The sequence below is a fragment of the Chryseobacterium sp. SNU WT5 genome (assembly GCF_007362475.1).
In the GTDB taxonomy this organism is placed as follows: Bacteria; Bacteroidota; Bacteroidia; order Flavobacteriales; family Weeksellaceae; genus Kaistella.
Genome location: NZ_CP041687.1, coordinates 512,905 through 534,713, shown reverse-complemented (window position 1 = coordinate 534,713; position 21,809 = coordinate 512,905). Strand labels below are relative to the sequence as shown.

The 21,809-nt window shown below is 33.9% G+C and carries 21 protein-coding genes; 14 read left to right on the top strand and 7 right to left on the bottom strand.

Annotated elements, in window-relative coordinates; all coding sequences use genetic code 11:
* Nucleotides 1–141: 141 nt before the first annotated feature.
* The 5 genes from FNJ88_RS02535 to FNJ88_RS02515 all read right to left on the bottom strand — a co-directional run bounded on the left by FNJ88_RS02535 (nucleotide 142) and on the right by FNJ88_RS02515 (nucleotide 4,441).
* The gene (locus tag FNJ88_RS02535) at nucleotides 142–405 is read right to left on the bottom strand and encodes a DUF3781 domain-containing protein (RefSeq protein ID WP_143851592.1); all 264 of its coding nucleotides are present in this window, start codon (nucleotides 403–405) and stop codon (nucleotides 142–144) included.
* Nucleotides 406–520: 115 nt separating this feature from the next.
* Entirely contained in the window at nucleotides 521–1,066 is a 546-nt protein-coding gene (locus tag FNJ88_RS02530; protein ID WP_228414556.1) for a GNAT family N-acetyltransferase, read from the bottom strand.
* Between the two features lie 47 nt (nucleotides 1,067–1,113).
* Nucleotides 1,114–1,923 (bottom strand): alpha/beta hydrolase-fold protein, encoded by an 810-nt coding sequence (locus FNJ88_RS02525; RefSeq protein WP_143851591.1) that lies wholly within the window; start codon nucleotides 1,921–1,923, stop codon nucleotides 1,114–1,116.
* A gap of 300 nt (nucleotides 1,924–2,223) precedes the next feature.
* Nucleotides 2,224–3,786, bottom strand: a complete 1,563-nt coding sequence (locus FNJ88_RS02520; protein WP_143851590.1) for a ribonuclease E/G — start codon at nucleotides 3,784–3,786, stop codon at nucleotides 2,224–2,226.
* Nucleotides 3,787–4,150: 364 nt separating this feature from the next.
* Complete coding sequence (locus FNJ88_RS02515) at nucleotides 4,151–4,441, bottom strand: HU family DNA-binding protein (protein WP_143851589.1); 291 nt, start codon at nucleotides 4,439–4,441, stop codon at nucleotides 4,151–4,153.
* A gap of 47 nt (nucleotides 4,442–4,488) precedes the next feature.
* On the opposite strand from FNJ88_RS02515, the gene mutY reads away from it, so the two are divergent.
* The 7 genes from mutY (at nucleotide 4,489) to FNJ88_RS02480 (ending at nucleotide 12,768) form a co-directional block, all read left to right on the top strand.
* Nucleotides 4,489–5,529 carry an A/G-specific adenine glycosylase gene (gene mutY, locus FNJ88_RS02510; protein ID WP_143851588.1) on the top strand — a complete coding sequence of 347 codons (1,041 nt, stop codon included), beginning with the start codon at nucleotides 4,489–4,491 and terminating at the stop codon, nucleotides 5,527–5,529.
* A gap of 214 nt (nucleotides 5,530–5,743) precedes the next feature.
* A complete protein-coding gene (gene gldD / locus FNJ88_RS02505) occupies nucleotides 5,744–6,298 on the top strand; it encodes a gliding motility lipoprotein GldD (RefSeq protein ID WP_143851587.1) in 555 nt (184 codons plus the stop codon).
* Nucleotides 6,299–6,344: 46 nt separating this feature from the next.
* Nucleotides 6,345–7,265 carry a PfkB family carbohydrate kinase gene (locus FNJ88_RS02500; RefSeq protein WP_143851586.1) on the top strand — a complete coding sequence of 307 codons (921 nt, stop codon included), beginning with the start codon at nucleotides 6,345–6,347 and terminating at the stop codon, nucleotides 7,263–7,265.
* Between the two features lie 71 nt (nucleotides 7,266–7,336).
* On the top strand, nucleotides 7,337–9,166 hold the full coding sequence (locus FNJ88_RS02495) for a hypothetical protein (protein ID WP_143851585.1): 1,830 nt from the start codon (nucleotides 7,337–7,339) through the stop codon (nucleotides 9,164–9,166).
* 65 nt (nucleotides 9,167–9,231) lie between these two features.
* Nucleotides 9,232–10,605, top strand: coding sequence for a peptidylprolyl isomerase (locus tag FNJ88_RS02490; protein ID WP_143851584.1), 1,374 nt, complete (start codon nucleotides 9,232–9,234; stop codon nucleotides 10,603–10,605).
* A gap of 465 nt (nucleotides 10,606–11,070) precedes the next feature.
* Complete coding sequence (locus FNJ88_RS02485) at nucleotides 11,071–11,697, top strand: hypothetical protein (protein ID WP_143851583.1); 627 nt, start codon at nucleotides 11,071–11,073, stop codon at nucleotides 11,695–11,697.
* 330 nt (nucleotides 11,698–12,027) lie between these two features.
* Complete coding sequence (locus tag FNJ88_RS02480; protein ID WP_143851582.1) at nucleotides 12,028–12,768, top strand: hypothetical protein; 741 nt, start codon at nucleotides 12,028–12,030, stop codon at nucleotides 12,766–12,768.
* Nucleotides 12,769–12,826: 58 nt separating this feature from the next.
* Here the strand turns inward: FNJ88_RS02480 and ltrA are convergent, their stop codons facing one another.
* Nucleotides 12,827–14,143, bottom strand: coding sequence for a group II intron reverse transcriptase/maturase (gene ltrA / locus FNJ88_RS02475; protein ID WP_143851581.1), 1,317 nt, complete (start codon nucleotides 14,141–14,143; stop codon nucleotides 12,827–12,829).
* A gap of 644 nt (nucleotides 14,144–14,787) precedes the next feature.
* Here ltrA and FNJ88_RS02470 point away from each other — a divergent pair.
* From FNJ88_RS02470 to FNJ88_RS02455, 4 genes are all read left to right on the top strand, one after another.
* Nucleotides 14,788–15,765 carry a hypothetical protein gene (locus tag FNJ88_RS02470; RefSeq protein WP_143851580.1) on the top strand — a complete coding sequence of 326 codons (978 nt, stop codon included), beginning with the start codon at nucleotides 14,788–14,790 and terminating at the stop codon, nucleotides 15,763–15,765.
* Nucleotides 15,766–15,948: 183 nt separating this feature from the next.
* Nucleotides 15,949–16,527, top strand: a complete 579-nt coding sequence (locus FNJ88_RS02465; protein WP_143851579.1) for a hypothetical protein — start codon at nucleotides 15,949–15,951, stop codon at nucleotides 16,525–16,527.
* A gap of 284 nt (nucleotides 16,528–16,811) precedes the next feature.
* Nucleotides 16,812–17,258 (top strand): hypothetical protein, encoded by a 447-nt coding sequence (locus tag FNJ88_RS02460; protein WP_228414555.1) that lies wholly within the window; start codon nucleotides 16,812–16,814, stop codon nucleotides 17,256–17,258.
* 153 nt (nucleotides 17,259–17,411) lie between these two features.
* Nucleotides 17,412–18,092: an ecotin family protein gene (locus FNJ88_RS02455; RefSeq protein ID WP_143851577.1), complete on the top strand. Its 681-nt coding sequence runs from the start codon at nucleotides 17,412–17,414 to the stop codon at nucleotides 18,090–18,092.
* A gap of 54 nt (nucleotides 18,093–18,146) precedes the next feature.
* On the opposite strand, the gene FNJ88_RS02450 is transcribed toward FNJ88_RS02455, so the two are convergent.
* Nucleotides 18,147–19,148 carry an IS110 family transposase gene (locus FNJ88_RS02450; RefSeq protein WP_143851576.1) on the bottom strand — a complete coding sequence of 334 codons (1,002 nt, stop codon included), beginning with the start codon at nucleotides 19,146–19,148 and terminating at the stop codon, nucleotides 18,147–18,149.
* Nucleotides 19,149–19,642: 494 nt separating this feature from the next.
* On the opposite strand from FNJ88_RS02450, the gene FNJ88_RS02445 reads away from it, so the two are divergent.
* From FNJ88_RS02445 to FNJ88_RS02435, 3 genes are read left to right on the top strand one after another with little or no spacing between them, the layout of a single operon-like run.
* Complete coding sequence (locus FNJ88_RS02445; RefSeq protein WP_143851575.1) at nucleotides 19,643–19,933, top strand: helix-turn-helix domain-containing protein; 291 nt, start codon at nucleotides 19,643–19,645, stop codon at nucleotides 19,931–19,933.
* Between the two features lie 3 nt (nucleotides 19,934–19,936).
* Nucleotides 19,937–20,995 carry a DNA methyltransferase gene (locus FNJ88_RS02440; RefSeq protein ID WP_143851574.1) on the top strand — a complete coding sequence of 353 codons (1,059 nt, stop codon included), beginning with the start codon at nucleotides 19,937–19,939 and terminating at the stop codon, nucleotides 20,993–20,995.
* Nucleotides 20,988–21,800 carry a DNA-methyltransferase gene (locus tag FNJ88_RS02435; protein WP_143851573.1) on the top strand — a complete coding sequence of 271 codons (813 nt, stop codon included), beginning with the start codon at nucleotides 20,988–20,990 and terminating at the stop codon, nucleotides 21,798–21,800. The genes FNJ88_RS02440 and FNJ88_RS02435 overlap by 8 nt, the downstream gene beginning before the upstream one ends.
* The last annotated feature ends 9 nt before the right edge of the window (nucleotides 21,801–21,809 follow it).

The following is a 21,809-nucleotide window of genomic DNA, read 5'->3' as shown; positions in this document are numbered from 1 at the left end:
AAAGCTCTATTTTCTTTGAGGATTTAAAAATTGTAAAAAATCAATTGTGGTTACCAATAGATTTTCTAACCAGGCATTTTTTTTATTCTAATATGAATAGATCTTCCAAAAATTCAAAAGAACTTCAATATCGACTGTTCTTTAACCGATCGCTAGTGTATCCACCGTTATAATTCTGTACGTGTAAGAATTTATGGTGATTCTAATGTGGTTTATGGTATTTGAAACATAAATATTCTTACCAATTTGCTGAAAGTCGGTTTCCGGAGTGTCTTTCAAAACTTTCAAAAGCATTCTTTTTATTTCTGATTTTGAATAATTGCTTTTTAATTTTTTGTTTATTCGGCCATAAACCAGCTCGGTGTAGCAGATTTTGTTTATAATTTCTGATTTATTGAAGCTCATCTTTATCTAAGTGTAATCTTTAGTAAGTTCATTCTGACGTTTTTAATAGGGTAGGGTTTTCCGATTTTGACAAATTATAAATAGTTAATTGCTACGATAGTGCATTCTTTACTGTTTATTGTGCTTGTTGATAGCGTTTTTTACTTAAAATCCAGTAAATCATTTTATCTTCTATTTTTATTTTAATAAAATTTAATTTTTGAAGTAAATGAACAGAGCTGATATTATCAATTAAGCAGTTTGCAGTAATTTCCGCTACGATATCGGTTGAGAAGGCCCATTGAATAAGACTTGAAGAGGCTTCTTCTGCATATCCCTTTTTCCGTTCCTCTTTTATGATTCCATAACCAAGATCAATATTTTGTTTAGCTGGATCAAAACCCTTAAAACCGGCATCCCCAATTATTTCTAAAGTATCTCGTTTGATGATTATCCAAGATTCGAATCCACTAGGAGATTTCACTTTACGTAAATTATCAATTATTTTAGGTAGAGTTTCCATGACATCATCGTCAGGCCAACCTTTACCTTTTTGTAGTCCAGAAATCGCTAAATCGCTAAAGTCATTTTTTAAGATATTCTCACAGATTCTTGTCGTAAAGGGAATAAGAATTAATCGTTCCGTGACAAGTTGGTCAATCGCTAACTGATTTATTTCCAAAGTATTAATTCCTTATTAAATATGGTTTGAAATTGAAGTCTTTAATTTTAATGTTTGTTCATTGTCCAGATTAATGCCTTTTCTTTTGTAGCTCGAAAGATCGTGTTGTGTTTTTCCTTTGGTTCATCGGAGTAATTCCACTTTAGTTGCGGTAGATTCTTTTCGGATAAAGCTTGAGCTAATAGTTTGGTATTAGATGAGATATTCTTTTCGTTCGACCCCGCAAACCAAAATCGTTTCTCACCAGATGGGAATTTTGATAAATGTTCTTGTGATTTCTTTACCAAATCGGAGTCATTCCACCAAAGTGACGGATCGAAAGCAATATAATAATCGAACAATTCGGGTTCTACCAGAAGTGTTTCTGTAACAAATAATCCAGCTAAAGATTCTCCGATAATTCCTTTTTCGGCTGTAATGCTATATTTCTTATTGATTTCAGGGATCAATTCTGTTTTGATGAAATCTCGAAAGTTTGCTGACTTTCCGACTAAAGGAGCAATTTCTTTGTCTTTTGCAACTTGCGTGGGACCTGTGAGATTTCTTCTTCGCTCCGTGTTTTCTATGCCGACTAAAATGGTAGAGGGAATTTGGTTAGTTGCAATTAATTTTGCAAGAGTATTCGCAAGGTGTGGAAAATCTTCTTTGACACCACCGTCAAGCATAAACAAAACCGGTAATGAATCTCCAGTAGTATAATTTAGTGGTGTCCAGATATTAATTACTCTTGTTTCACCAAGGATTTTTGATTGTAACTTCAGCGTCTGATGTAAAGGAACGGGATCTTCCGGTTGGGGATTAGTTCCACATCCTATTAATAAAATAATAAGTAGAAAATAATACGTAATTGATTTCATTTTGTGTTTTTTATAAAGTCAAATTTACCGATTTTTCTATGAAAAAAATGAAATTAATATCAATGGTGTTATCTGTAGTAAAATTTTCGTGAAAAATGGAGCTTATAATTTAATCCCTACTTTTTTGCTACGTATTATATCACTATTTCTCATTCTTTATACCTTGCTTAAAGCATGGTACTAATGATTTCTCTTTAATTAAATCTTGTTCATTTAGGAATTTGTATTTAACAATTTTTGACTAAAAAAGCTCCCGAAATAATTCGGAAGCTTTAGCTAAGATGTAAATCTTTATCGGTTTTAATTAGAATAGCTGCTTAGTTCTTCTTTTTTAGAATTAACCAGTTTGTATTCCAGATATTTAAATGAATCCCTAGGGATAATGGTTACCCACTTTTTGTATTTCAAAAACCACTTGGCTTGTATACTCATGAGACCTTTGGTCAAATAAGCTTCTACAAATGGGTGAACGTGCAGGAATATTTTTCCTTTTTCAACTTGAATGATGTTTCTAATAACTTCTTCCATTCTCTCTACCACCACAATTGGGGCAAGAATTTCACCATCGATATTCGGATTATCTTCTTTCGTTTTGATCACTTTCTCCGGGCGTGTTCTTTGTCTCGTCAGCTGGATTAAACCAAATTTACTCGGAGGTAAAATCTTATGTCTCGCTTTGTCGCGGTTCATTTCTTCTTTGAAATGGTCGTATAATTCTTTTCGGTGATCGGCATTGATCATGTCAATAAAATCGACTACAATAATTCCGCCCATATCTCGCAAACGAAGTTGACGTGCGATTTCTGTTGCAGCCATTATATTTACATGAAGTGCGTGTTCTTTGTTAGAAGCACCAGCGCCGGAAGATAAATTGTTTCCAGAGTTCACATCGATAACGTGCAACGCTTCTGTGTGCTCGATAACAAGATAAGCTCCTTTGGAACTTGGAATGTTTACATGTTTACCAAAACTCTGCTTCAGTTGTTTTTCTACGTTGTAATATTCCATTAATGGAATTGGTTTATCGTAGAATTGTACAATGTTTTTTCGTTCTGGTGCGATGACTTCAATATAATTACGCATGTCGTCAACCATCTGCTCATCATCACAGATAATAGAAACGAAGTCTGCATTAAAGTTATCACGTAAGATCGAAGAAGCTTTATCCTCTTCACTTAATACTTTGCTGGGAACTTTATTTTTCTGAAGGTTTTTGAAGGTAGTTTCCCACTTTTGAATCAGCTGATTCATGTCGTTATGGAGCTCAGCAACTTTTTTTCCTTCTGCCACAGTTCTTATGATAACACCGAAGCCTTCTGGCTTAATGCTTTCAATTAAAGTCTTTAAACGTTCCTTTTCTTCAGGATTACCGATCTTTTTTGAAATAGAAACACTTTTGTCGAAAGGTATTAATACTAAAAACCTCCCCGTAAGAGAAATCTGAGTGGAGATTCTTGGTCCTTTTGTAGAAATAGGTTCCTTCGTAATTTGTAGGATTACACTGTCGTCTTTAGCAAGAACTTTATCAACAGTTCCGTTTTTATTAATTTCTTTTTGAATTTCGAAATTCTTTAACGATGAATTTTGCTGTTTGTTGGTGACAGTATCGTGTAGAAATTTTTTGTAGGTTAAGAATTGCGGTCCTAAATCCTGATAATGCAGGAACGCGTCTTTTTCATAACCAATGCTTACAAATGCAGCATTAAGATTGGGTGCGAGCTTTTTTACTTTACCGATAAATAAATCGCCTACAACGAAATCGCTTTTATCCTCCTGCTCATGGAGCTCAAAAAGGCGACCGTCTTCAAGTAGGGCAATTTTTGATTGCTCATCTTCATGTGATATGATCAGTTCTTTCTTCATGTTAATGATAATAAATTAAAATATTAAGGATAGAAATTCTGAAAAAATCAATTCAATCGCTCAATTTTTTAATAGTTTCTGTGCTGTGTTATATCAATAATTACAAGTCTTCTATTGACTAATGAAGACTTGATGGTGGTTGATAACCTTGATAAAAACAAAAATATAGCTGATGAATTTTATACATATAAAAACACCAACTATATTGTTATATTGTAAATCGCAAACAGATTATTTTTTCTTGTGTCTATTTGCTCTTCTTCTTTTCTTTCTTTTGTGAGTTGCGACCTTATGTCTCTTTCTTTTCTTTCCGCTTGGCATAATTTAAATTTTTTAGTTTGTAACGTATATTCTTATTAGTTAATTATTTTACTGCTACTTTAGTTTTTACTTTCTCTACGAAGGTTTTCGAAGGTTTGAAAGCAGGTATGTTATGGGCAGGAATTTCAATTGCTGTATTTTTAGAAATATTTCTTCCTGTTTTTGCAGCTCTGGTTTTAATGATAAATGAACCGAAACCTCTTAGGTATACATTCTCTCCGCCGTACATTGATGTTCTGATCTCCTGCATAAAAGCCTCTATAACTTTCTGGGTTTCATTCTTTTCAGTTCCCAATTTATTTGAGATGGTGTTTACCAATTCTGCCTTTGTCATTTCCTTTTTTTATTTATATTTTTGGTGTGCAAATATAATAAGAATTTTTGAAAACAAAAAAACAAAATGCTGATTTTCTTCATGTTGGTAGGAAATTGCTGGATTGGTACAAAATCCATGGTAGAGACCTGCCATTCAGAAAAACCAACGACCCATATAAGATTTGGATTTGCGAAATTATTTTCCAGCAAACGAGAATTGAACAAGGTATCAATCACTACAATAATTTTATACAAAGATTCCCAAATGTTCATACTTTAGCGGAAGCAGAAACGGATGAAGTTTTATTGTATTGGAAAGGACTCGGTTATTATTCCCGGGCACTTAATATCCATAAAGCAGCCAATCAAATTATTGATGATTTTCAAGGAGTTTTTCCAGTGGATTACCTTGATATCATTCAGTTGAAAGGTGTGGGGAAATACACTGCAGCGGCTATCTCAAGCATTTGTTTTGGTAAAAAAATACCCGCCGTTGATGGTAATTTCTATCGGGTATTATCAAGGGTTTTTGCGGATGATTTTGATGTCTCAAAGTCAAAAGCATTTGAATACTTTTCAGAATTGGCTTTGAAAATGATGCCCGAAAAGGAAGCAGGGCATTTCAATGAAGCAATGATGGATTTAGGATCAGAAATTTGTAAACCCAGAAATCCACTTTGTGAAAGTTGTCCTTTAAATTTGGACTGTCTCGCCTATAATCTTGGTAAAATTCCAAATTTTCCAGTAAAAACTAAAAAGTTGAAGCCAACAGACTTGAATTTGCAATATTATTTTGTTGAATTTGACGGGCAATTTTTAATTAAACAAAGAAAAGATGATTTTATCTGGAAAAAATTATATGAGTTTCCGATTGAGATTCCGGAAGAGTTAGCACCTTTTATTAGTAACCAGAAAACAATCGCTCATAAATTGACGCATAAAAACCTATCTATTCAAATTAATCATGTTGTTTTGGAATCTAAAGAAATCTTCACCGAATTTTCCACAGAAAATAATTTCATGATCAGTAATGAAGAGGAAGCGCACCAAAAATCCTTTCCGAAACCATTAGAAAACTACCTCACTGATTATTTTATTACGAAGTAAAAGTATTTAGGAAACACAATTTTTAAATACTTGATTTATAGAATTTTGTGTGATTTTTATAAGTTCCATGGTGAAAAATTTATTGCAATAACTTAAATAAATATCAAATTGTAGATCTTAAGGATTTCTAAGTTAAGTTTTGACCTTTTCTAGTCTCAATTTTGATAAAAATTAACCTTACTAAGAATTTAAAACTAATTCGTATTTTTGCGCAATGTTTAAAAAACTCATTTTCACTTTTTTAGGATTTCTTCTACTTTCCTGTGCCGAGGACACTCAACCAAAACCGAGTGGCGAACTGCGTTTAGAATATCCAGTGGCTAAATACCAGAGTTTTACATCACCCTGTAATTTTACTTTCGAGTATTCTGATTTTGCGAAGATCAGGGATGCGAAAAATCCATGTTGGTATTATATAGAGTATCCACAGATGAAAGCAAAAGTTTTCATTACCTATTTTCCGATTAAAAGTGATTTTGCCCTGCACGTAAAAGAATCAGAGAAGATGGTATATGAACATACGATAAAAGCAACATCGATTGATACCAAATCCTTTAGTTATCCTGAACGTAAAGTTTTTGGTAATTTTTATGAATTAAAAGGACCTACTGCTTCCAATCTGCAGTTTTTTGTCACCGATTCTACCCGTCATTATATGACCGCGAATTTATATTTCAATTCCCGGCCGAAACCGGATTCCTTGGCACCGGCTATTGATTATATTAAAAAGGATTTGCTTCATATGATCGATACTTTTCAATGGAAGTAGATTTCCAAAAAATTAAATTAAAACGTACTCTTTAAAATAAATAGATATGAAATTATTAGTTGTGGGTTCAGTTGCATTTGATGCTATTGAAACACCATTCGGAAAAACAGATAAAATCTTAGGTGGAGCAGCTACCTACATCAGTTTAGCTTCTTCAGTTCTTGGTGTTCAGTCAGGAATCGTTTCTGTAGTTGGTGGTGATTTTCCACAGGCAGATTTAGATATGCTTTCCGGCAGAGGAGTGAATATAGAAGGGATCGAAATTGTTAAGGAAGGGAAAACTTTTTTCTGGAGTGGTAAGTATCATAACGATTTAAATTCCAGAGATACTTTGGTTACAGAAGTAAATGTTTTAGAAAACTTCGATCCGAAAATTCCAGAATCAATGCAGGATGCAGAAATTTTGCTATTAGGAAATCTTCACCCTGGAGTTCAGCTTTCTGTTTTAGAGAAAATGAAGAACCGTCCGAAGTTAGTTATTTTGGACACTATGAATTTTTGGATGGATTCGGCCCTGGATATCTTGTTGCAAATGATTTCAAAAACAGATGTGATCTCTATTAATGATGAAGAAGCCAGACAACTTTCTGGTGAATATTCATTGGTGAAAGCTGCTCAGAAAATTCATGCGATGGGTCCAAAATTCGTGATCATCAAAAAAGGAGAGCACGGTGCCTTATTATTCCATGAAGGAAAAATATTTGCTATTCCAGCGTTACCACTGGAAGAGGTGTTCGACCCGACTGGAGCTGGAGATACTTTTGCTGGTGGTTTTGCAGCTTATTTAGCAAAAAAAGGAGCATTTACCTTCGAAAATATGAAAGCAGCTTTGATCGTAGGATCTGCGATGGCCTCATTTACGGTGGAAAAATTTGGAACCGAAAGATTGGAAGAAGTGAAAGAAAGTGACATGATGGAAAGAATCAACAGCTTTAAAGAATTAACCACTTTCGAAGTTGAGGTTTAACTTAAGCTGGGATACAGAATCAGAATTACTTATAAATTAGATACATCATTAAATATATGATCGATAGAAATATGAAAAAATTACTCGTTGTTCTAATGTTGGTAGGGTATAGCAGTATCATGTCCGCACAGTATATGATTGTGGGCAAAGACAGTATATCCCTAAGCCAGTTCAAGAAAGATTATAAATATGGATTAGAAAACTCTGGGGTTGATAATACGATCACTACCGCCCAGAATTTCTTATTATTTCAACAATTCGCCGAAGAGAAAAAAGCAGATACGCTGACTTCTTTTCGTGAGAAAATGGCTAAAAAGGAGAGCGAACTTCGTGCAAAATATTTTTATCCTGCAAATGTGATAGATCCGGTATTGTCACAGTTTGTAAAAGACAATCAAACGGAAAAAGAAGTACAGATCTTCATTATTGATAAAACAGCGGATGATAAAACCAATTATCAGCAGGTTTATAATGACGTGAAATCGGGCAAAATTACGATGGAAGAAGCCATTTCTAAATATTCGAAAGGCAATCCAAAACCGGTGTATTTGAAACCTGGAAGTATTGATCATACGATGTATGCTGAAATAAAAAGTTTGCCTAATAATTCTTTTACAAAGTTATTTAATACCGCCTCCTATGTTGGTTTTGCGAAGGTTACCAACTCCCGTCCTAGTTTGGGATACGTGGTTTTTGGTACCATATCCTTTCCGAAAGATGAGAAATCGGACGCTTTGAAAGGAAATATTTATAAAGAATTGAAAGCAGGAAAATCTTTTCAGGAAGTCGCAAAATTATACGGAGCCAATGATCATGAAAAAAATAATGGTGGGGTGGTAATGGGTTCGCCAACTTTACCAGATGAAGTGTATGCACTTTTTAAAGGTCAAAAAGATGGTTATTATACGCCTGAACCAATACTATACAATGATCAGTATTTTGTATTTAATATTTATAATGTAGAGCCTTATGTTCTAAATGATAAGACAAAATCATTCTATCTGCGCGAAATGAATAATTCATTGTACGCGGAGTTGGTTCAAAATAAATTGGTAGAGTTTTTAAAGACAGATGCTAGTTATAAAGAATTTCCAGCCTTACAAAATATCAAAAAATCATATCAAAATTTTGCTGCAGCAAAGGATAGCGATGTTTTGTACCAATTCAAGAACGAAAAAATAACGGTTGGTGTGCTGAAGAAAATGATGGGTGATAAGAAAAGTGAAGCTGAAAAACTAACTCCGGAAGCTTGGGTAGAAATCATTAACGATGTGAATAATCTAGATGTTTTAAGAATTTACAACCAGAATTTCACACAGTTAAAAAATGTAAAACAGGAACTCAAAGATTTCCGAAAATCGATGTATTCAGATTTTATCTTCTCGAAATACCTGTCAGATGAAATTACTAAACATCCTGAATGGTTGACGGAATATTACAATAAAAATAAAAGCAAGTATATTTTAGATGAAAGAGCAGATGGGCGTGTAGCAATTATAGCAGACCGTAAGTTAAAAAAAGAAATTGCGAAAGATATTAAAGATCCAAAAAATTGGGATGCTTTAAAAACGAAATATGCCGGAAAAGCTGACGCAAAAAAACAAGCTATTGTAACTTTTGAGAATGGAGAAATGTCAAAAGATGCTGACGTATTTACCAAATATAAAGTTCCTTTTAAGAAAGGAGTACATCAAACAGAAATGGGTACAAAATCTTTAGTGATTGCTATTGATGAAATTTTGCCATCAAGACAAATGTCTCAAGAAGAAGCTGCTCAAGAATTGCAGAATGCCGTAACTGAAATAAAACTTAATGAGATTATTGCAGAACAAAAAGCGAAAACCTCAATTATTGTTCAGCCTGAGTTTATAAAAGATTTAGAAAAGAATTTTAAGAAATAATTATAATAAAATATGCAAGTTATTTCGATTAGAATGATAATTTTGCAGATTGTTAATAAATAAATATGAATAAGAACGTTAAGTTGACCTTACTCTTCACTTTTATCATGGTGCTTTTCGGGTTCCAGGCAAGTGCACAGACTCAATTGAAAGCAGGATCTTTAGTAGATGGAATTGCGGTTGTAGTAGGAGATGAGATTATTTTAGAATCCGATATCGAGGATCAGGCAAATTTTGCAAAACAGCAGGGTTCGAATGTAGCTAACAAATGTGAATTTGTAGAGAGCATTATCAATAATAAATTATTGATTTATGAAGCAAAAAGAGATACCCTTATTGAGAATCGCTCCGTTGCTATAAAAGAAACAGCCAACCAAAAATATGCGCAGATCTTAGGCCAGTTTCCAGATGAGAGAGAAATGCTTAAAACCTATAAATTCCGTACTTCTTATGAAATGAAGAATGCAATTGAAAAGATTGATAGCGATAACTATTACGGGCAAATGAAATATGGCCGGATCACAGACAAAGCTGATGTTACTCCTAATGAAGTAACTGATTTTTTTACTGAGTTCAAGACCCAGTTGCCAGAAGTAAAAGATGAAGTTTCACTATCTCAAATCTCTATGTTCCCTAAACTAACGGATGCACACAAAGATGAGATCATTGCCAAACTAAATAAAATAAAAAAAGATATCCTTGCAGGAGAATCTTTCGAAAGTCAAGCCAGAATCTATTCCGAAGATCCGGGTTCTGCCGCAAAAGGAGGTTTGTACACCGGTATTTCTAAAGGAAAAATGGTAAAATCTTTTGAAGCAGCAGCCTTGAATTTACAGGAAGGAGAAATTTCTGATCCTGTAGAGTCAGACTTTGGTTATCATTTAATTCAGTTGGTTAAAAAGAGTGGTAAACAGTATGATGCAAGACATATTTTGTTGAAAGCTGAACCTAATGCGGAGGAAATTGCTTCTGCAAAGAAAGAACTGGACAGCATCCGAACTTTAATAATGGATGGTAACATGACATTTAAAGAAGCTGCCTTCCGCTTTTCAGATGACAAACAAACCAAATTTAACGCTGGAATTCTTACTTCCCAAGATGGATCAGATAAAATTGAGAAATTGGATTTACCTCCTACCATCGGCTATCAGATTGCAGGCTTAAACAAAGGTGACATTACCGAGGTTTTTCAAGATGTAGCGCAACAGGATAGAAAGACCGTTACTTTACTGAAAATAGATGATGTAATCGCGGCACACCAACTGGATATTGCTACAGATTATAACAGAATTAAGCAAATGGCGCTTAACAAAAAGAAAAACGAAATGGTTGAGAAATGGGTAAAAGAGAAACTACCAAACGTATTTATCTCCATCAACGATCGTTATAAAGACTGTACTTTCAAAACCGACTGGCGTAAAACAGTTGAAGACAAATAAGACAGCAGCAGTCAATCTGCGTCTTGTATAAAACATAATCTCTGCCTCGGCGGAGATTTTTTTTGCTTCACCGATGATGGAAACTTGACAATTTAAATCAGGAGCAACAAGGTTTTCGCTTCTTACAAAACCCGTCCGGCTCTTCGTTGCAATTCCTCATTTCGGCGCTCTCCGCCACGGCGGATCGCACCTCATTCCGGGATTTTCACTGCGATCCGGGCTAGAAGTTCAGTCTGTTGTTTTATTGGAAAATTTAGTACCCTAGTATATTAACTAAGCTGAAATCTACACGAACATAAGTACAAAAAGTACAACACATAAAGAGTCCGTTTGATGATTTATAAAAAAAAATATATATCTTAGTGATTAGAAATAAGTCTTACGAATATCAGACAAATCCCTACCAAATACGTTGTATTTGTCTGACGAAGTAAGACATATAAACAAGTTGGGAAAAATCGCCCTTTGGGACGATTTTTCCCAACGGCCAGCTCGGCTTCGCCGACTGCCGGGAAACCATCGTTGCTTTCGCACGACGTTCTCCCAACAGTCGCCTTTGACGCATTCCGAAAAGAAGTTTACAACTTCTTTTCAGAACGACGACAAAGCCGAGCTGGCCGTTATCTACTATTTCAAAACCCAGCTATAACAATGAACCCAAGTCCCAAAACAGAAGTTGAATTAGAAAATTGGATGAAACTTAATTGTTACAATTTTGACAGTTATTCAATTAATGGAAATTTTATTTACGAGGGATTTGGAATTGAAAAAAATGGTTCTTTATATGTTTGGTACTACACTGAAAAGGGGAATAAAAATAATTTAGAAATATTCAGAACTGAAAGTGAAATAATAAAATATGCGTATGAAAAAATTAAATCGGACAAATGGGCTAAAACTCATTGTGTTGGATTTAATTATGACAAACAAAAAACGGACGAATTACTAAAAATTCTTACAGAAATGAAAATTGATTATCTACAAGACGAAATTCCTTTTAATAAAATTGCTTACCGAACTTTTGTTTTCGGTTGTGATATTAACAAAGTTATGGACTTACCAAAAAAATATATCGAAAGTCGAGATAATTAATAGAAACAGTAGATAACAAGGTATTTCTACAAGCGGGTATGAAGTTTTCATCGAAGATTTTCGGTTAATTAAGATTTTAGCAAGTAGAAAGATTTCGTATTTTTAGCCCGCCTGCAGAAATACCCGGCCGTTGGGAAAAATCGCCCTTTGGGACGATTTTTCCCAACGGCCAGCTCGGCTTCGCCGACTGTCGGGAAACCATCGTTGCTTTCGCACGACGTTCTCCCAACAGTCGCCTTTGACGCATTCCGAAAAGAAGTTTTCAACTTCTTTTCAGAACGACGACAAAGCCGAGCTGGCCGTTGTACGCTACTTTAAAAAATTACGCAAATGAAAGAAAGATTGAAATTCCACGATATTGTGAAAAGTGATTATGACTTGCAAAAAGAGAAATTAAATGATTTTATTGATTTTTCATTTGATGATGAACTAAAAAATTTAACTGGTCTAAATTATCTTCCATGGATTGGTAATAAGTTGCGTGAAAGAAGAACTTTAATAGTTGGTGAAAGCCTTTATCTCTGGAAAGAAAACAACAAAGATTTCCTAGAAATTCATAATGAAGCCATTTCAGAAATATTTTTAAGGAAAACAGTTTCTACTCAAGGTTTACTTTTAAATAAAGATAAAAAAACACATAATTTTTATCGTGGAATTGAACGTTTATTTTCAGGAAAAAAAGATATTACCGAAAATGAACGCTTTGATTTTTGGACGGGTATTATTTTTCATCAATTTGTCCAAGAACCGATGGATAATCATAAAACTCGTCCTACTCAACAACAATACAAAGTTGGAGCAGCGGTTTTAAAAAATATAATAAAGTTATTGAATATTGAATTATGTATATTTCTTGGATCAGACATATCAAAAGTAAATCTAATACGAGAAGTATACGGTAAGGAAAATTTTGCAATTAAAGATAGTGCAAACCCGAAAATTAAAATTGGAAATACTTTTGGTAGGAAAAGAATTGCAAAATATGATGACAGAGAGGTTGAATTTGTATTTGTAAGGCATCCAAGTGCTTTTTTTTCGTGGAAACTTTGGAATGAAAAAATGATAAAATGAAAAAAGCATCGTACAATCGAGTAGACGGCTCCGCTCATAATCGAACGGAGTACGCCTCTCACACCACCGTACGTACGGGTCTCGTATACGGCGGTTCGTATCTTGATGGGTTAAGTGATAGATGAAGTTCTAACATGGCGATGTATGCACGTTTCTTTAGCCTTGAAATAGTGATTGTTGTTCCTAAAATAGGACTTTGTGCGACTGCCCATCCTCCTTTCCGAGTTCGGCTATATGCATACGCAAGGCTTTGGTCGATTCCTAATCGAATGAGGTTTTTCCTCTTCCGTTCGGGCTTCTTCCAATCATGCCAAATGCAATACCGCAGTCGGTTTCTCAGCCATCCGTCAAAGCTGAGGAGTTTTCCTTTGATACTTGTTCCTCGAAAATAGTTTAACCATCCACGCTGAACTTCGTTAATCTTTTGGAGACGCTCATCAAAACTTATCGGAGCGGTTTTGCGGGTGAGGGATTTTAGTCGCTCTTTCAATCGTGTCCACGCTTTCTTACCTACTACCAATTGGTATTTTCCCTTGTCCCCTTTCTTATATGTAGATTCGAATCCGAATCCCAGTAGTTCAAATTGTACTGGCTTTCTAACGCCACTTTTCTCACCATTAATAGTGAGTTTGAGTTTCGTTTTCAAGTACTTTTCTATGGCTTTTAGCGTGGCAGTTGCATGGCTTTTATACTGGGTATAAATACTAAAATCATCTGCGTAACGTACAAATCGAAGTTTACGTTTTGTCAATTCTTTATCCAACTCGTTGAGCAGGATATTCGACAACAACGGACTTAAAGGTGAACCTTGCGGAACTCCTTTTCTTCGTTTGTGTAATTGACCATTGATTAGAATTGGAGCTCGTAACCATTTGCGGATTAAGCGCATGGTTATTGGGCATTTTACCTTTCGATAAAGTAAGTTCAGAAGAATGCAGTGGTCTACTTCATCAAAGAAGGTCTTTAGATCAATGTCTACAATAAATGGATAACCTTCATGGATATGCTCCAACGCTTTACCAACTGCTTGGCGGGCGTTTTTGTTGGGTCTGAATCCATAACTGTGAACACTAAATTCATTATCATAGTGTGGCATCAGAACTTGTGACACCGCTTGTTGTAACACTCTATCGGTTACTGTTGGTATTCCTAAAAGTCGGGTTTTACCATTTCCTTTAGGAATCTCTACTCCAAGAATGGGTTGAGGAAGATAACACCTCTCTTTTATGGAAGAATAAAGTCGTGTTTTCTCTTTCCGAAGATAATCAGATAGTTCTTGCACGTTCATTCCGTCCACGCCAGCACTGCCTTTATTCGCAATTACTTGCTCTAAGGCTCGTTGCATGTTGCGAGGATGTAATACTCTTTCAATCATTCTTGTTCTTTTACTTTAACCTGTTCCGCTTTCCCAAGGCTATTCCGTTTAACGGGAATTCCATTGTGAATTAAGAACCAAAATACGTTCAGTCCTTCCTTGGGTTGTGAGTCCTCCGATTTATTCATCGGCTCGTTGCTCCTAAGTACTATGACCTCTGCTGACTTCTTCGTTTTGCCAACTCGTGGCTACGAAGATCTCCCCAGGTAATGGCATCTTCTTTCACTCAATTCCTGCCGTATCTACATTTATGCACTTTTGTAATCTTAGGGCGTTACAATGATGTGCTTGCTTACCCATGCATAAATGCCTCCTATACGGTTCCTGTTCGTCAGTACCGAGTTTTGTAGTCTCGCTTCCTTCAGATGTAACCTCACGGTTACCACCCTTGCGACTTACTAATGGTTCAAGGCGTTACCCTCGCCCATAAGGGACTTGCACCCTCTAGATTAATTTCCTACTTTCGTAAGAGAAAGATGCCCATGCTGGGCACACACACGGTATTTCTACAAGCGGGTATGAAGTTTTCATCGAAGATTTTAGCGATTAATTAAGTTTTCAGCAAGTAGAAAGTTTTCGTATTTTTAGCCCGCCTGCAGAAATACCCAACCCGTTAGCAACCATTTTATTTAAAATCGCTATCAATGAAGCAAATTTTACTATTCTTATTATTTTCTCCCTTTTTTTTCTCACAAGAGAACAAAATATTATCAGAAGAAAATATTCAATTAAAAGAACAAATCACCTCAATGAAAAACTCGTTAGGTTCTTGTTTGTCTAATAGTGAAAAATCAATTAAAAATATTAATTTATTAATTGAAGAAATTAATAAAAGCAATGAATACATAAAATTACTTTTAAAGAATAACTCAGTAAATGATTCACTGAATGCCCTCGAACTAAATAGATTTAAGGCACTAAACACTAGAAAAAATATTGATATTAGGATAGATAGGAAACAAAGTTTTTTGTCCGAAGTCGAATTAGAAAATGACAGAAAACAAAACTATGCTGCAAGTGATAGAAAAATAAAACAGTTAAGTTCAATTAACTATTCGGCAAGAAATCACAAATATCGAAAATCAACAATTGAATTAACTTTTAATGATTTGCTAAGGTTTAGATACTCTAGTATTGAAGAGATAAAGAAATATTTATTAAAAAGAGGTTGGAGCCTAAAACAAAAAGAAGATAGAAATTTAGATGAAACAGTCTATGTTTTTAACAATAATAGCAAAGACACCGAGTTTGTTGCAAAAGTTGGAAATAAAATAAATAATTCCCGAAATGAAAAAGTAATATTTTATGATTTGTACACTCTAAATCGCTACAATTATGATTTACTCTTTACAGAATTAAATTCTTTGAAATGTTCTGTATATGATATAACGGATGATTATTCAGATTTGGAATATATGCACGGTGGTAAAGCATATAGTGGAGAAATAATATCTGTTAATTGGTCTGCTAAAAGTTTTGCTTGTGGTGATTTTCGCTTAACGACTGCTTCTATGGTCAATTCGGAAGTGATTTATTCATATTTATCTCAAGAAGAATATAAAAAATTATATAATGCAAATGATATTTTTCCCGCGTTCAAAATTAGTTTTACAAATTTATAATATTCCTAAAAACGTTTGCTAACAAAGTATTTCTACAAGCGGGTATGAAGTTTTCATCGAAGATTTTAGCGATTAATAAAGTTTTTAGCAAGTAGAAAGTTTTCGTATTTTTAACCCGCCTGCAGAAATACCCAACCGTTAGCAGCAAGCAACAGAAACTTAAAACTTATGGCATGGATTCCAATGTACTTAACAAAAAAAGATGTTCAAATTCTGAATGATTTATTAAATCAAGAAGAACAAATAGCTTTTTTGGTTTCTAATGGAAATAGAAAGTGGATAGCAAAAAATGAACATAATATTCTCGAAGAAATTGAAAGACAAAATTCAGATTTCGGTTTTGTAGAATATAAACTTTGGCATATTCCATCTGGTCCTTTACCTTTATTCGACCATATTAATTCAGGAAAAAAAATAGTTAATCCATTTGAAGGTTGGACTGAAATTACAAGCGGTGCTGATTTAGATGTGCCATATTTTGGCGCAGGTCATCCAGGAGTTATTTCTTTGGAAATAAAAATTAATAATGTTGGTGAGATTCCAATGTCAAGTTTTGGCTGGATTGGAAATCATTATAAAATTATTGGTAATGGAAGTGAAAAAGTTACAGAAAAATTTTGGTCTAAACTAAGAAGAACAATAAAGAATTTATCAAAACAAATACCGCGATGTAACCAATCTTCATGTAAAAATGAAGTATTTACTTTTGCAAACGCACTTAAAGAAATTGAGAATGGTTGTGAATGTGCGTTAAATCCTTAGTTAAATGCCAGCTGCTAACAGGCGTTTGGCAAGATTGCGAATTTTGTAGTAAATTCACGTTCACATTTCGCAAGAAATTTTATCTTTAACAGAAAATAATCAGTTCCGAAGTTCGCAACCTCGCCAAGCGCCGGAACGTTACCTGTAATTGTATAAAAATGACTTCCCAAAACCAAATTTCTATAATTTTTATTTTTTTAATTATTGTCAGTTGCAATAAAAAAAACGATGAATGGACTCAAACCAATTTTGACAAGAATATATCGCAAAATGATACTATAAAAATGATGAATAAATTATATGACCCCGACGAATTTTATAATGATTCTATTTCGGGAAATAAAAAAACATCGTTTATTACTTACGACAATGATTATAACAAAAATGTTTGCGAAGCAGAAATCATAAAAGATACATTAAATATTAGTATTGGGTTTTCAAGTGGATTTTCATCAAAAGGTTTCAGAATTTTATATCATGATAAAAAATATAAAATTGAACCATATTACGGAACGGATATTATTGCAGTTTTCGTAGATGATAACGGACAAGAGGTTTACGAAGAACCTCCAAAACATTATTTCAAGAATCAAAAACTAGTATTAAATAAAACAGACTATAAAAAAGGAGATAGTATTTATGGGTATGTTGATTTTTCATCTTTAGAGGTAAGAAAAGATCAAAACTTAAATCATAGTGGTAAAGGATATTTTAAAACTAAGATTGAGTAAAAAACAACTCCAGGTAACATCGTATTGGCAATAGTGCGGAGGGATCGCATGTTTAACTATTTGAGATATTACGAAGATTATTTTATAATAAGTAAGTTTCCGCGTTAAATCCGCACCATCGCCAATACGCAAAACGTTGGGAAAAATCGCCCTTTGGGACGATTTTTCCCAACGGCCAGCTCGGCTTCGCCGACTGTCGGGAAACCATCGTTGCTTTCGCACGACGTTCTCCCAACAGTCGCCTTTGACGCATTCCGAAAAGAAGCTTGCAACTTCTTTTCAGAACGACGACAAAGCCGAGCTGGCCGTTGTACAACATTTTATAAAAACCGCATTAAAAAGATAATATTTATGAAAAATCCTTTTCTGATTCTATTTTTAACAACTCAAACATTTACTTTATTTGGTCAACAAAAAGCAAACTATCCTGAACCTTTGTCAGGAATGAAAAGAGTTGACTTAATTTTACCAAAAATTGAAAATGAAAAAAACCATAAAGTGGAAATAAGATTTGGAATGAAATCTAAAACCTCTGAATGCTCTGAAAGTAATAGTTTTAGTTTTAACATTAAAAACTTAAAAAATGAATATGGAATTCAGCCTTCAAGATTTCCATATTACATTTTACCATCTCAAATTCCTATTGAAACATTAGAATTTTATAACGACAAAAATTGTGATAAAAATAAAATCGTTGAAAGAAAATTAATTAGTGACCAGAGCATCCAGACTGAATATCAAAGTTATTATCCTGTTCCGTTTTATATTCCCGAAAATTGGACTATTGAATACAAATTATGGAAAACAGACAATCAATATAAAACAATAAAGTAAATAAAACGTCGTACAACATATTCTATGACAAAAACCAAGCAAAAATTGAAAAAATTACGCGGCAAATTTGTGCAGATTGACAAAGTTTGATTCTCGTTGGATCACCGCAAAAATTCTGTAGACAATTTTGCATTTTATGTTGTTTAAAACCAACATCGTATGTTTTCCTTCCGATTTTTTTCGCGTGTAATATTCTTTAAGTTCAGGGTCGTATTTGATCGCAGTGAGCGACACCATATGCAGCAGCGATTTCATCTTTTTATCTGCCAGATGACTGACCCTCGTTTTTCCCTTGATGCTTGTTCCAGAGCTGTGTTCGAAAGGTGCAACGCCGGAATAACACGCAAATTTTCTTCCGTTTGTAAACGCTGTAAATCCTTTGGTAACCATCAAAAGATAGACTGAAGTGATCTCCCCAATTCCCGGAATACTTTTTAAAAGTTGTTGCTGTTTGTACAGCGTTTCATCTTCCCTAATTAGTTTTTTAATCCTGTCATCTAGCATTGAAAGCTGCTTTTTCAGGTATTTTACAGTTTGTCGGTTGATCGATTTTACACTTCCGAAAACTTCTTTGCTGAGGAACATTTCGTTTTCCATGGTTCTTTCAAAAACTTTAATGGCGGCGATGGTTTTTTCACGTTCAGCAAATACGATTTTAAGTTGCTGCAGATTCACTTCAGGAAGTACAGAAAGCGTTATTTTATCGGTATTTCGTTTGGCGTAAAAGGCAATTTCTTTGGCATCTACCTTATCGCTTTTGCCACGCGTAATTCCCAGGGAACGTTTTATTTCCAAAGCTGGAACCTGCGCGTAATCGAGTTCATTTTCGCTCAAAACTAAAGAGAGCAGGGAGGAATAAATACCGGTATTTTCGAAGACGAAAAGCATTTCTTCCAATTTGTGTCCGGTTTTTTTGAGATTTTTTAAAAATGAGTTTAGGGATTTTTCGGTGTTGAGAATCTGTCCTCTTTCAAGCTCTTGATCATCTGTTACCACACAATAATCTAGCGTTAATTTAGCCACATCAATTCCGAGGTAAGTTGTGTAATTTTTCATAATTTAGTTGGGTATTAAATTAAATGTTGAAATTCTTTAAAATCTTTATTAGATCTGGGTAATCTGGTATTCTATCTAAAGCTGTTTCAACCTTTTAAAACTAGGCAGAGGACTGATATGTTATTTGAGACTTCTACTCTCTAACGGTATTTCTAGTTCACCTCTGTCTTGTTTATTTAAAGGTATTAATTTTATGAATGTAAAGTAAAGACGGTATTTCTACAAGCGGGTATGAAGTTTTCATCGAAGATTTTAGCGATTAATTAAGTTTTCAGCAAGTAGAGAGATTTCGTATTTTTAGCCCGCCTGCAGAAATACCCAAACGTTACCTTCAAGCTAAACCCAGCCGCACATTTTAGCACTTTCGGTTTTTGTCGACACACAATTCCAACGCTCAAAAAACCAAAAGAGCTAAAATTTCCCACCGCAAGAATTGAATTTCAAATAATATTTATTACATTTGACCAATAATAGTCAAGTCTAAATTTGGTAAAATGACACTTGGACAGAAAATCAGGGAATTAAGAGAATCAAATGGAATGTTTCAAAGACAACTTGCTTCAATACTTGAAATCGGAGACGGTTTTTTAAGTAAAGTTGAAAGCGACCAGAAACCTTTAAAACGAGAACACTTAAAAACAATTAGCGAAACTTTCAATTGCTCATTTTCGGAATTGGAAGCTTTATGGATTGGTTCAAAGGTTTATGATATTGTAAAAGACGAAAAGGAAGGAATGAATGCTTTAAAAGTTGCAGAAGAACAAATGAAATACGAGAAGAAATAATAGATGAAATATCAACTATATAAAAAAGATAGAAAAGAAGTTGTTCCAGTTAAAGAAGCTGAACTTAATAAACTTGCGAAATCCAAACTCAAGGAGTTTTTTGAAAAAAGAATTGAATTGAGAATCCCAAATAGATTTATTGAAGCGTGGGATGAAGTTGCATTATTTCATTCAAAAGGAGATGTTGAGAAAGCTAACGCAATTCTATTTCCAAATGAGAAATCAGCTTTTGCTTTAAATAATGGATTAAATGATTTAACAGCCAAAGAATGGCTGCCAGAAACTATAACTGTGTTCAGTCAGAAAGGTTTAGGTGCAGGCAATAAGGATGCGCAAATTGAAAAACAGCATCCTGCACCTTTTTCGTTTCAAGACGTTGGTAGACTTATTCAATTCTTTTCTAAAGAAAATGATAAAGTTCTTGACCCTTTTTCTGGAGTTGCTTCAACTGTAAAAGCTTGTGCTTTCAATAATAGATTTGGTTACGGTATTGAATTAAATCCTAAATACCACGATTTAGGATTACAACGAATTGAATTGGAAGTTCCTGACGATTATCCATTAAAAACTAAACAAACTTTGATAAATGGAAATAGTCAGAAAGAAATTAAAAAGTTTAAAAAAAATGAAATAGATTTTATTGCGACAAGCCCACCATATTGGAACATTTTAGAAACTATTGACCATAAAGGAAAGGAAAGAATTGAAAATGATTTAGACCACAAGTATAGTGAGAATAATGAGGACTTGGCAAACATTGAGGATTATGACAAATTTTTATCAACACTTGCAAAATTTTTCAACGACTGTTCAAGACCATTAAAATCTGGAAAGTATATGTGCGTAATTGTAAGCGATTTTAGAAAAAAAGAGAAATACTATACTTTTCACGCTGATTTAGCGAATGAGTTGGAGAAAAAAGGAAATTTCGTTTTGAAAGGAATTAAAATATTGTATCAAAGACACAAAAGTATTTATCCTTACGGCTATCCTTTTTCATTCGTTCCAAATATGCACCATCAAAACGTTTTAATATTTCAAAATATCAAGAAAGATGATTGAGACTAACAAAATACATTACGGAGACTGCATTAAGCAAATGCAGAAATTAGAAAATGAATCAATTGATTTAATAATAGCTGACCCACCTTACAATCTCAACAAGGATTTTGGAAATTCATCAGATAATTGGGATGATGTAGATGGATGGATAAAGTGGTCAAAAAAATGGCTTGATGTTGCAATCACGAAATTAAAACCAACTGGTTCAATTTTCATTTATGGCATCCACCATTATTTATGTCATCTTCAAGTATATCTATATCAGAAAGATTTAAAATACAGAAGGCAAATAATTTGGCATTATGAAAATAGTTTTTCAGGTTATAAAAATTCGCCTTCGGCAAATTATGAACCTATACTTTGGTTTTCAAAAACTGATGATTATACTTATCATCAAATAAGAGAGCCATATAAAAGCAAGGAAAGATTAAAAAACAAAATAACCAAAAATGGTAAAGTTTGGACACCAAACCCTGATGGAAAACACGCTGGAGATGTTTGGAATATTCCTGTATTAGCAGGTAAAAGATTTGCAAATGAAAAAGTTGACCATCCAACTCAAAAACCATTGGCTATTTGCGATAGAATAATCAAACATTTTTCAAACGAGAATGATTTAGTATTAATTCCTTTTGGTGGTTCTGGTAGCGAATGCGTAAGTGCCGTAAAAAACCATAGGAACTTTATTGCTTTCGAAAAAAACAGAGACTACATTAAAATCGCAAATAATCGCTTGGAAGAATTAAATGTCGAGAATCAAATTGAGATAGAAATTAATACAAATGGTATATTAGCAGAAATTTAATCTCTGCTA

What these genes read in the sequence shown, in the direction of transcription:
- FNJ88_RS02535 (WP_143851592.1), bottom strand. Translation starts at nt 405, where the DNA reads ATGAGCTTCAATAAATCAGAAATTATAAACAAAATCTGCTACACCGAG.
- FNJ88_RS02525 (WP_143851591.1), bottom strand. Translation starts at nt 1,923, where the DNA reads ATGAAATCAATTACGTATTATTTTCTACTTATTATTTTATTAATAGGA.
- FNJ88_RS02520 (WP_143851590.1), bottom strand. Translation starts at nt 3,786, where the DNA reads ATGAAGAAAGAACTGATCATATCACATGAAGATGAGCAATCAAAAATT.
- FNJ88_RS02515 (WP_143851589.1), bottom strand. Translation starts at nt 4,441, where the DNA reads ATGACAAAGGCAGAATTGGTAAACACCATCTCAAATAAATTGGGAACT.
- gldD (WP_143851587.1), top strand. Translation starts at nt 5,744, where the DNA reads ATGTTTAAAAAACTCATTTTCACTTTTTTAGGATTTCTTCTACTTTCC.
- FNJ88_RS02500 (WP_143851586.1), top strand. Translation starts at nt 6,345, where the DNA reads ATGAAATTATTAGTTGTGGGTTCAGTTGCATTTGATGCTATTGAAACA.
- FNJ88_RS02495 (WP_143851585.1), top strand. Translation starts at nt 7,337, where the DNA reads ATGAAAAAATTACTCGTTGTTCTAATGTTGGTAGGGTATAGCAGTATC.
- FNJ88_RS02490 (WP_143851584.1), top strand. Translation starts at nt 9,232, where the DNA reads ATGAATAAGAACGTTAAGTTGACCTTACTCTTCACTTTTATCATGGTG.
- FNJ88_RS02480 (WP_143851582.1), top strand. Translation starts at nt 12,028, where the DNA reads ATGAAAGAAAGATTGAAATTCCACGATATTGTGAAAAGTGATTATGAC.
- ltrA (WP_143851581.1), bottom strand. Translation starts at nt 14,143, where the DNA reads ATGATTGAAAGAGTATTACATCCTCGCAACATGCAACGAGCCTTAGAG.
- FNJ88_RS02470 (WP_143851580.1), top strand. Translation starts at nt 14,788, where the DNA reads ATGAAGCAAATTTTACTATTCTTATTATTTTCTCCCTTTTTTTTCTCA.
- FNJ88_RS02465 (WP_143851579.1), top strand. Translation starts at nt 15,949, where the DNA reads ATGTACTTAACAAAAAAAGATGTTCAAATTCTGAATGATTTATTAAAT.
- FNJ88_RS02460 (WP_228414555.1), top strand. Translation starts at nt 16,812, where the DNA reads ATGATGAATAAATTATATGACCCCGACGAATTTTATAATGATTCTATT.
- FNJ88_RS02450 (WP_143851576.1), bottom strand. Translation starts at nt 19,148, where the DNA reads ATGAAAAATTACACAACTTACCTCGGAATTGATGTGGCTAAATTAACG.
- FNJ88_RS02445 (WP_143851575.1), top strand. Translation starts at nt 19,643, where the DNA reads ATGACACTTGGACAGAAAATCAGGGAATTAAGAGAATCAAATGGAATG.
- FNJ88_RS02440 (WP_143851574.1), top strand. Translation starts at nt 19,937, where the DNA reads ATGAAATATCAACTATATAAAAAAGATAGAAAAGAAGTTGTTCCAGTT.
- FNJ88_RS02435 (WP_143851573.1), top strand. Translation starts at nt 20,988, where the DNA reads ATGATTGAGACTAACAAAATACATTACGGAGACTGCATTAAGCAAATG.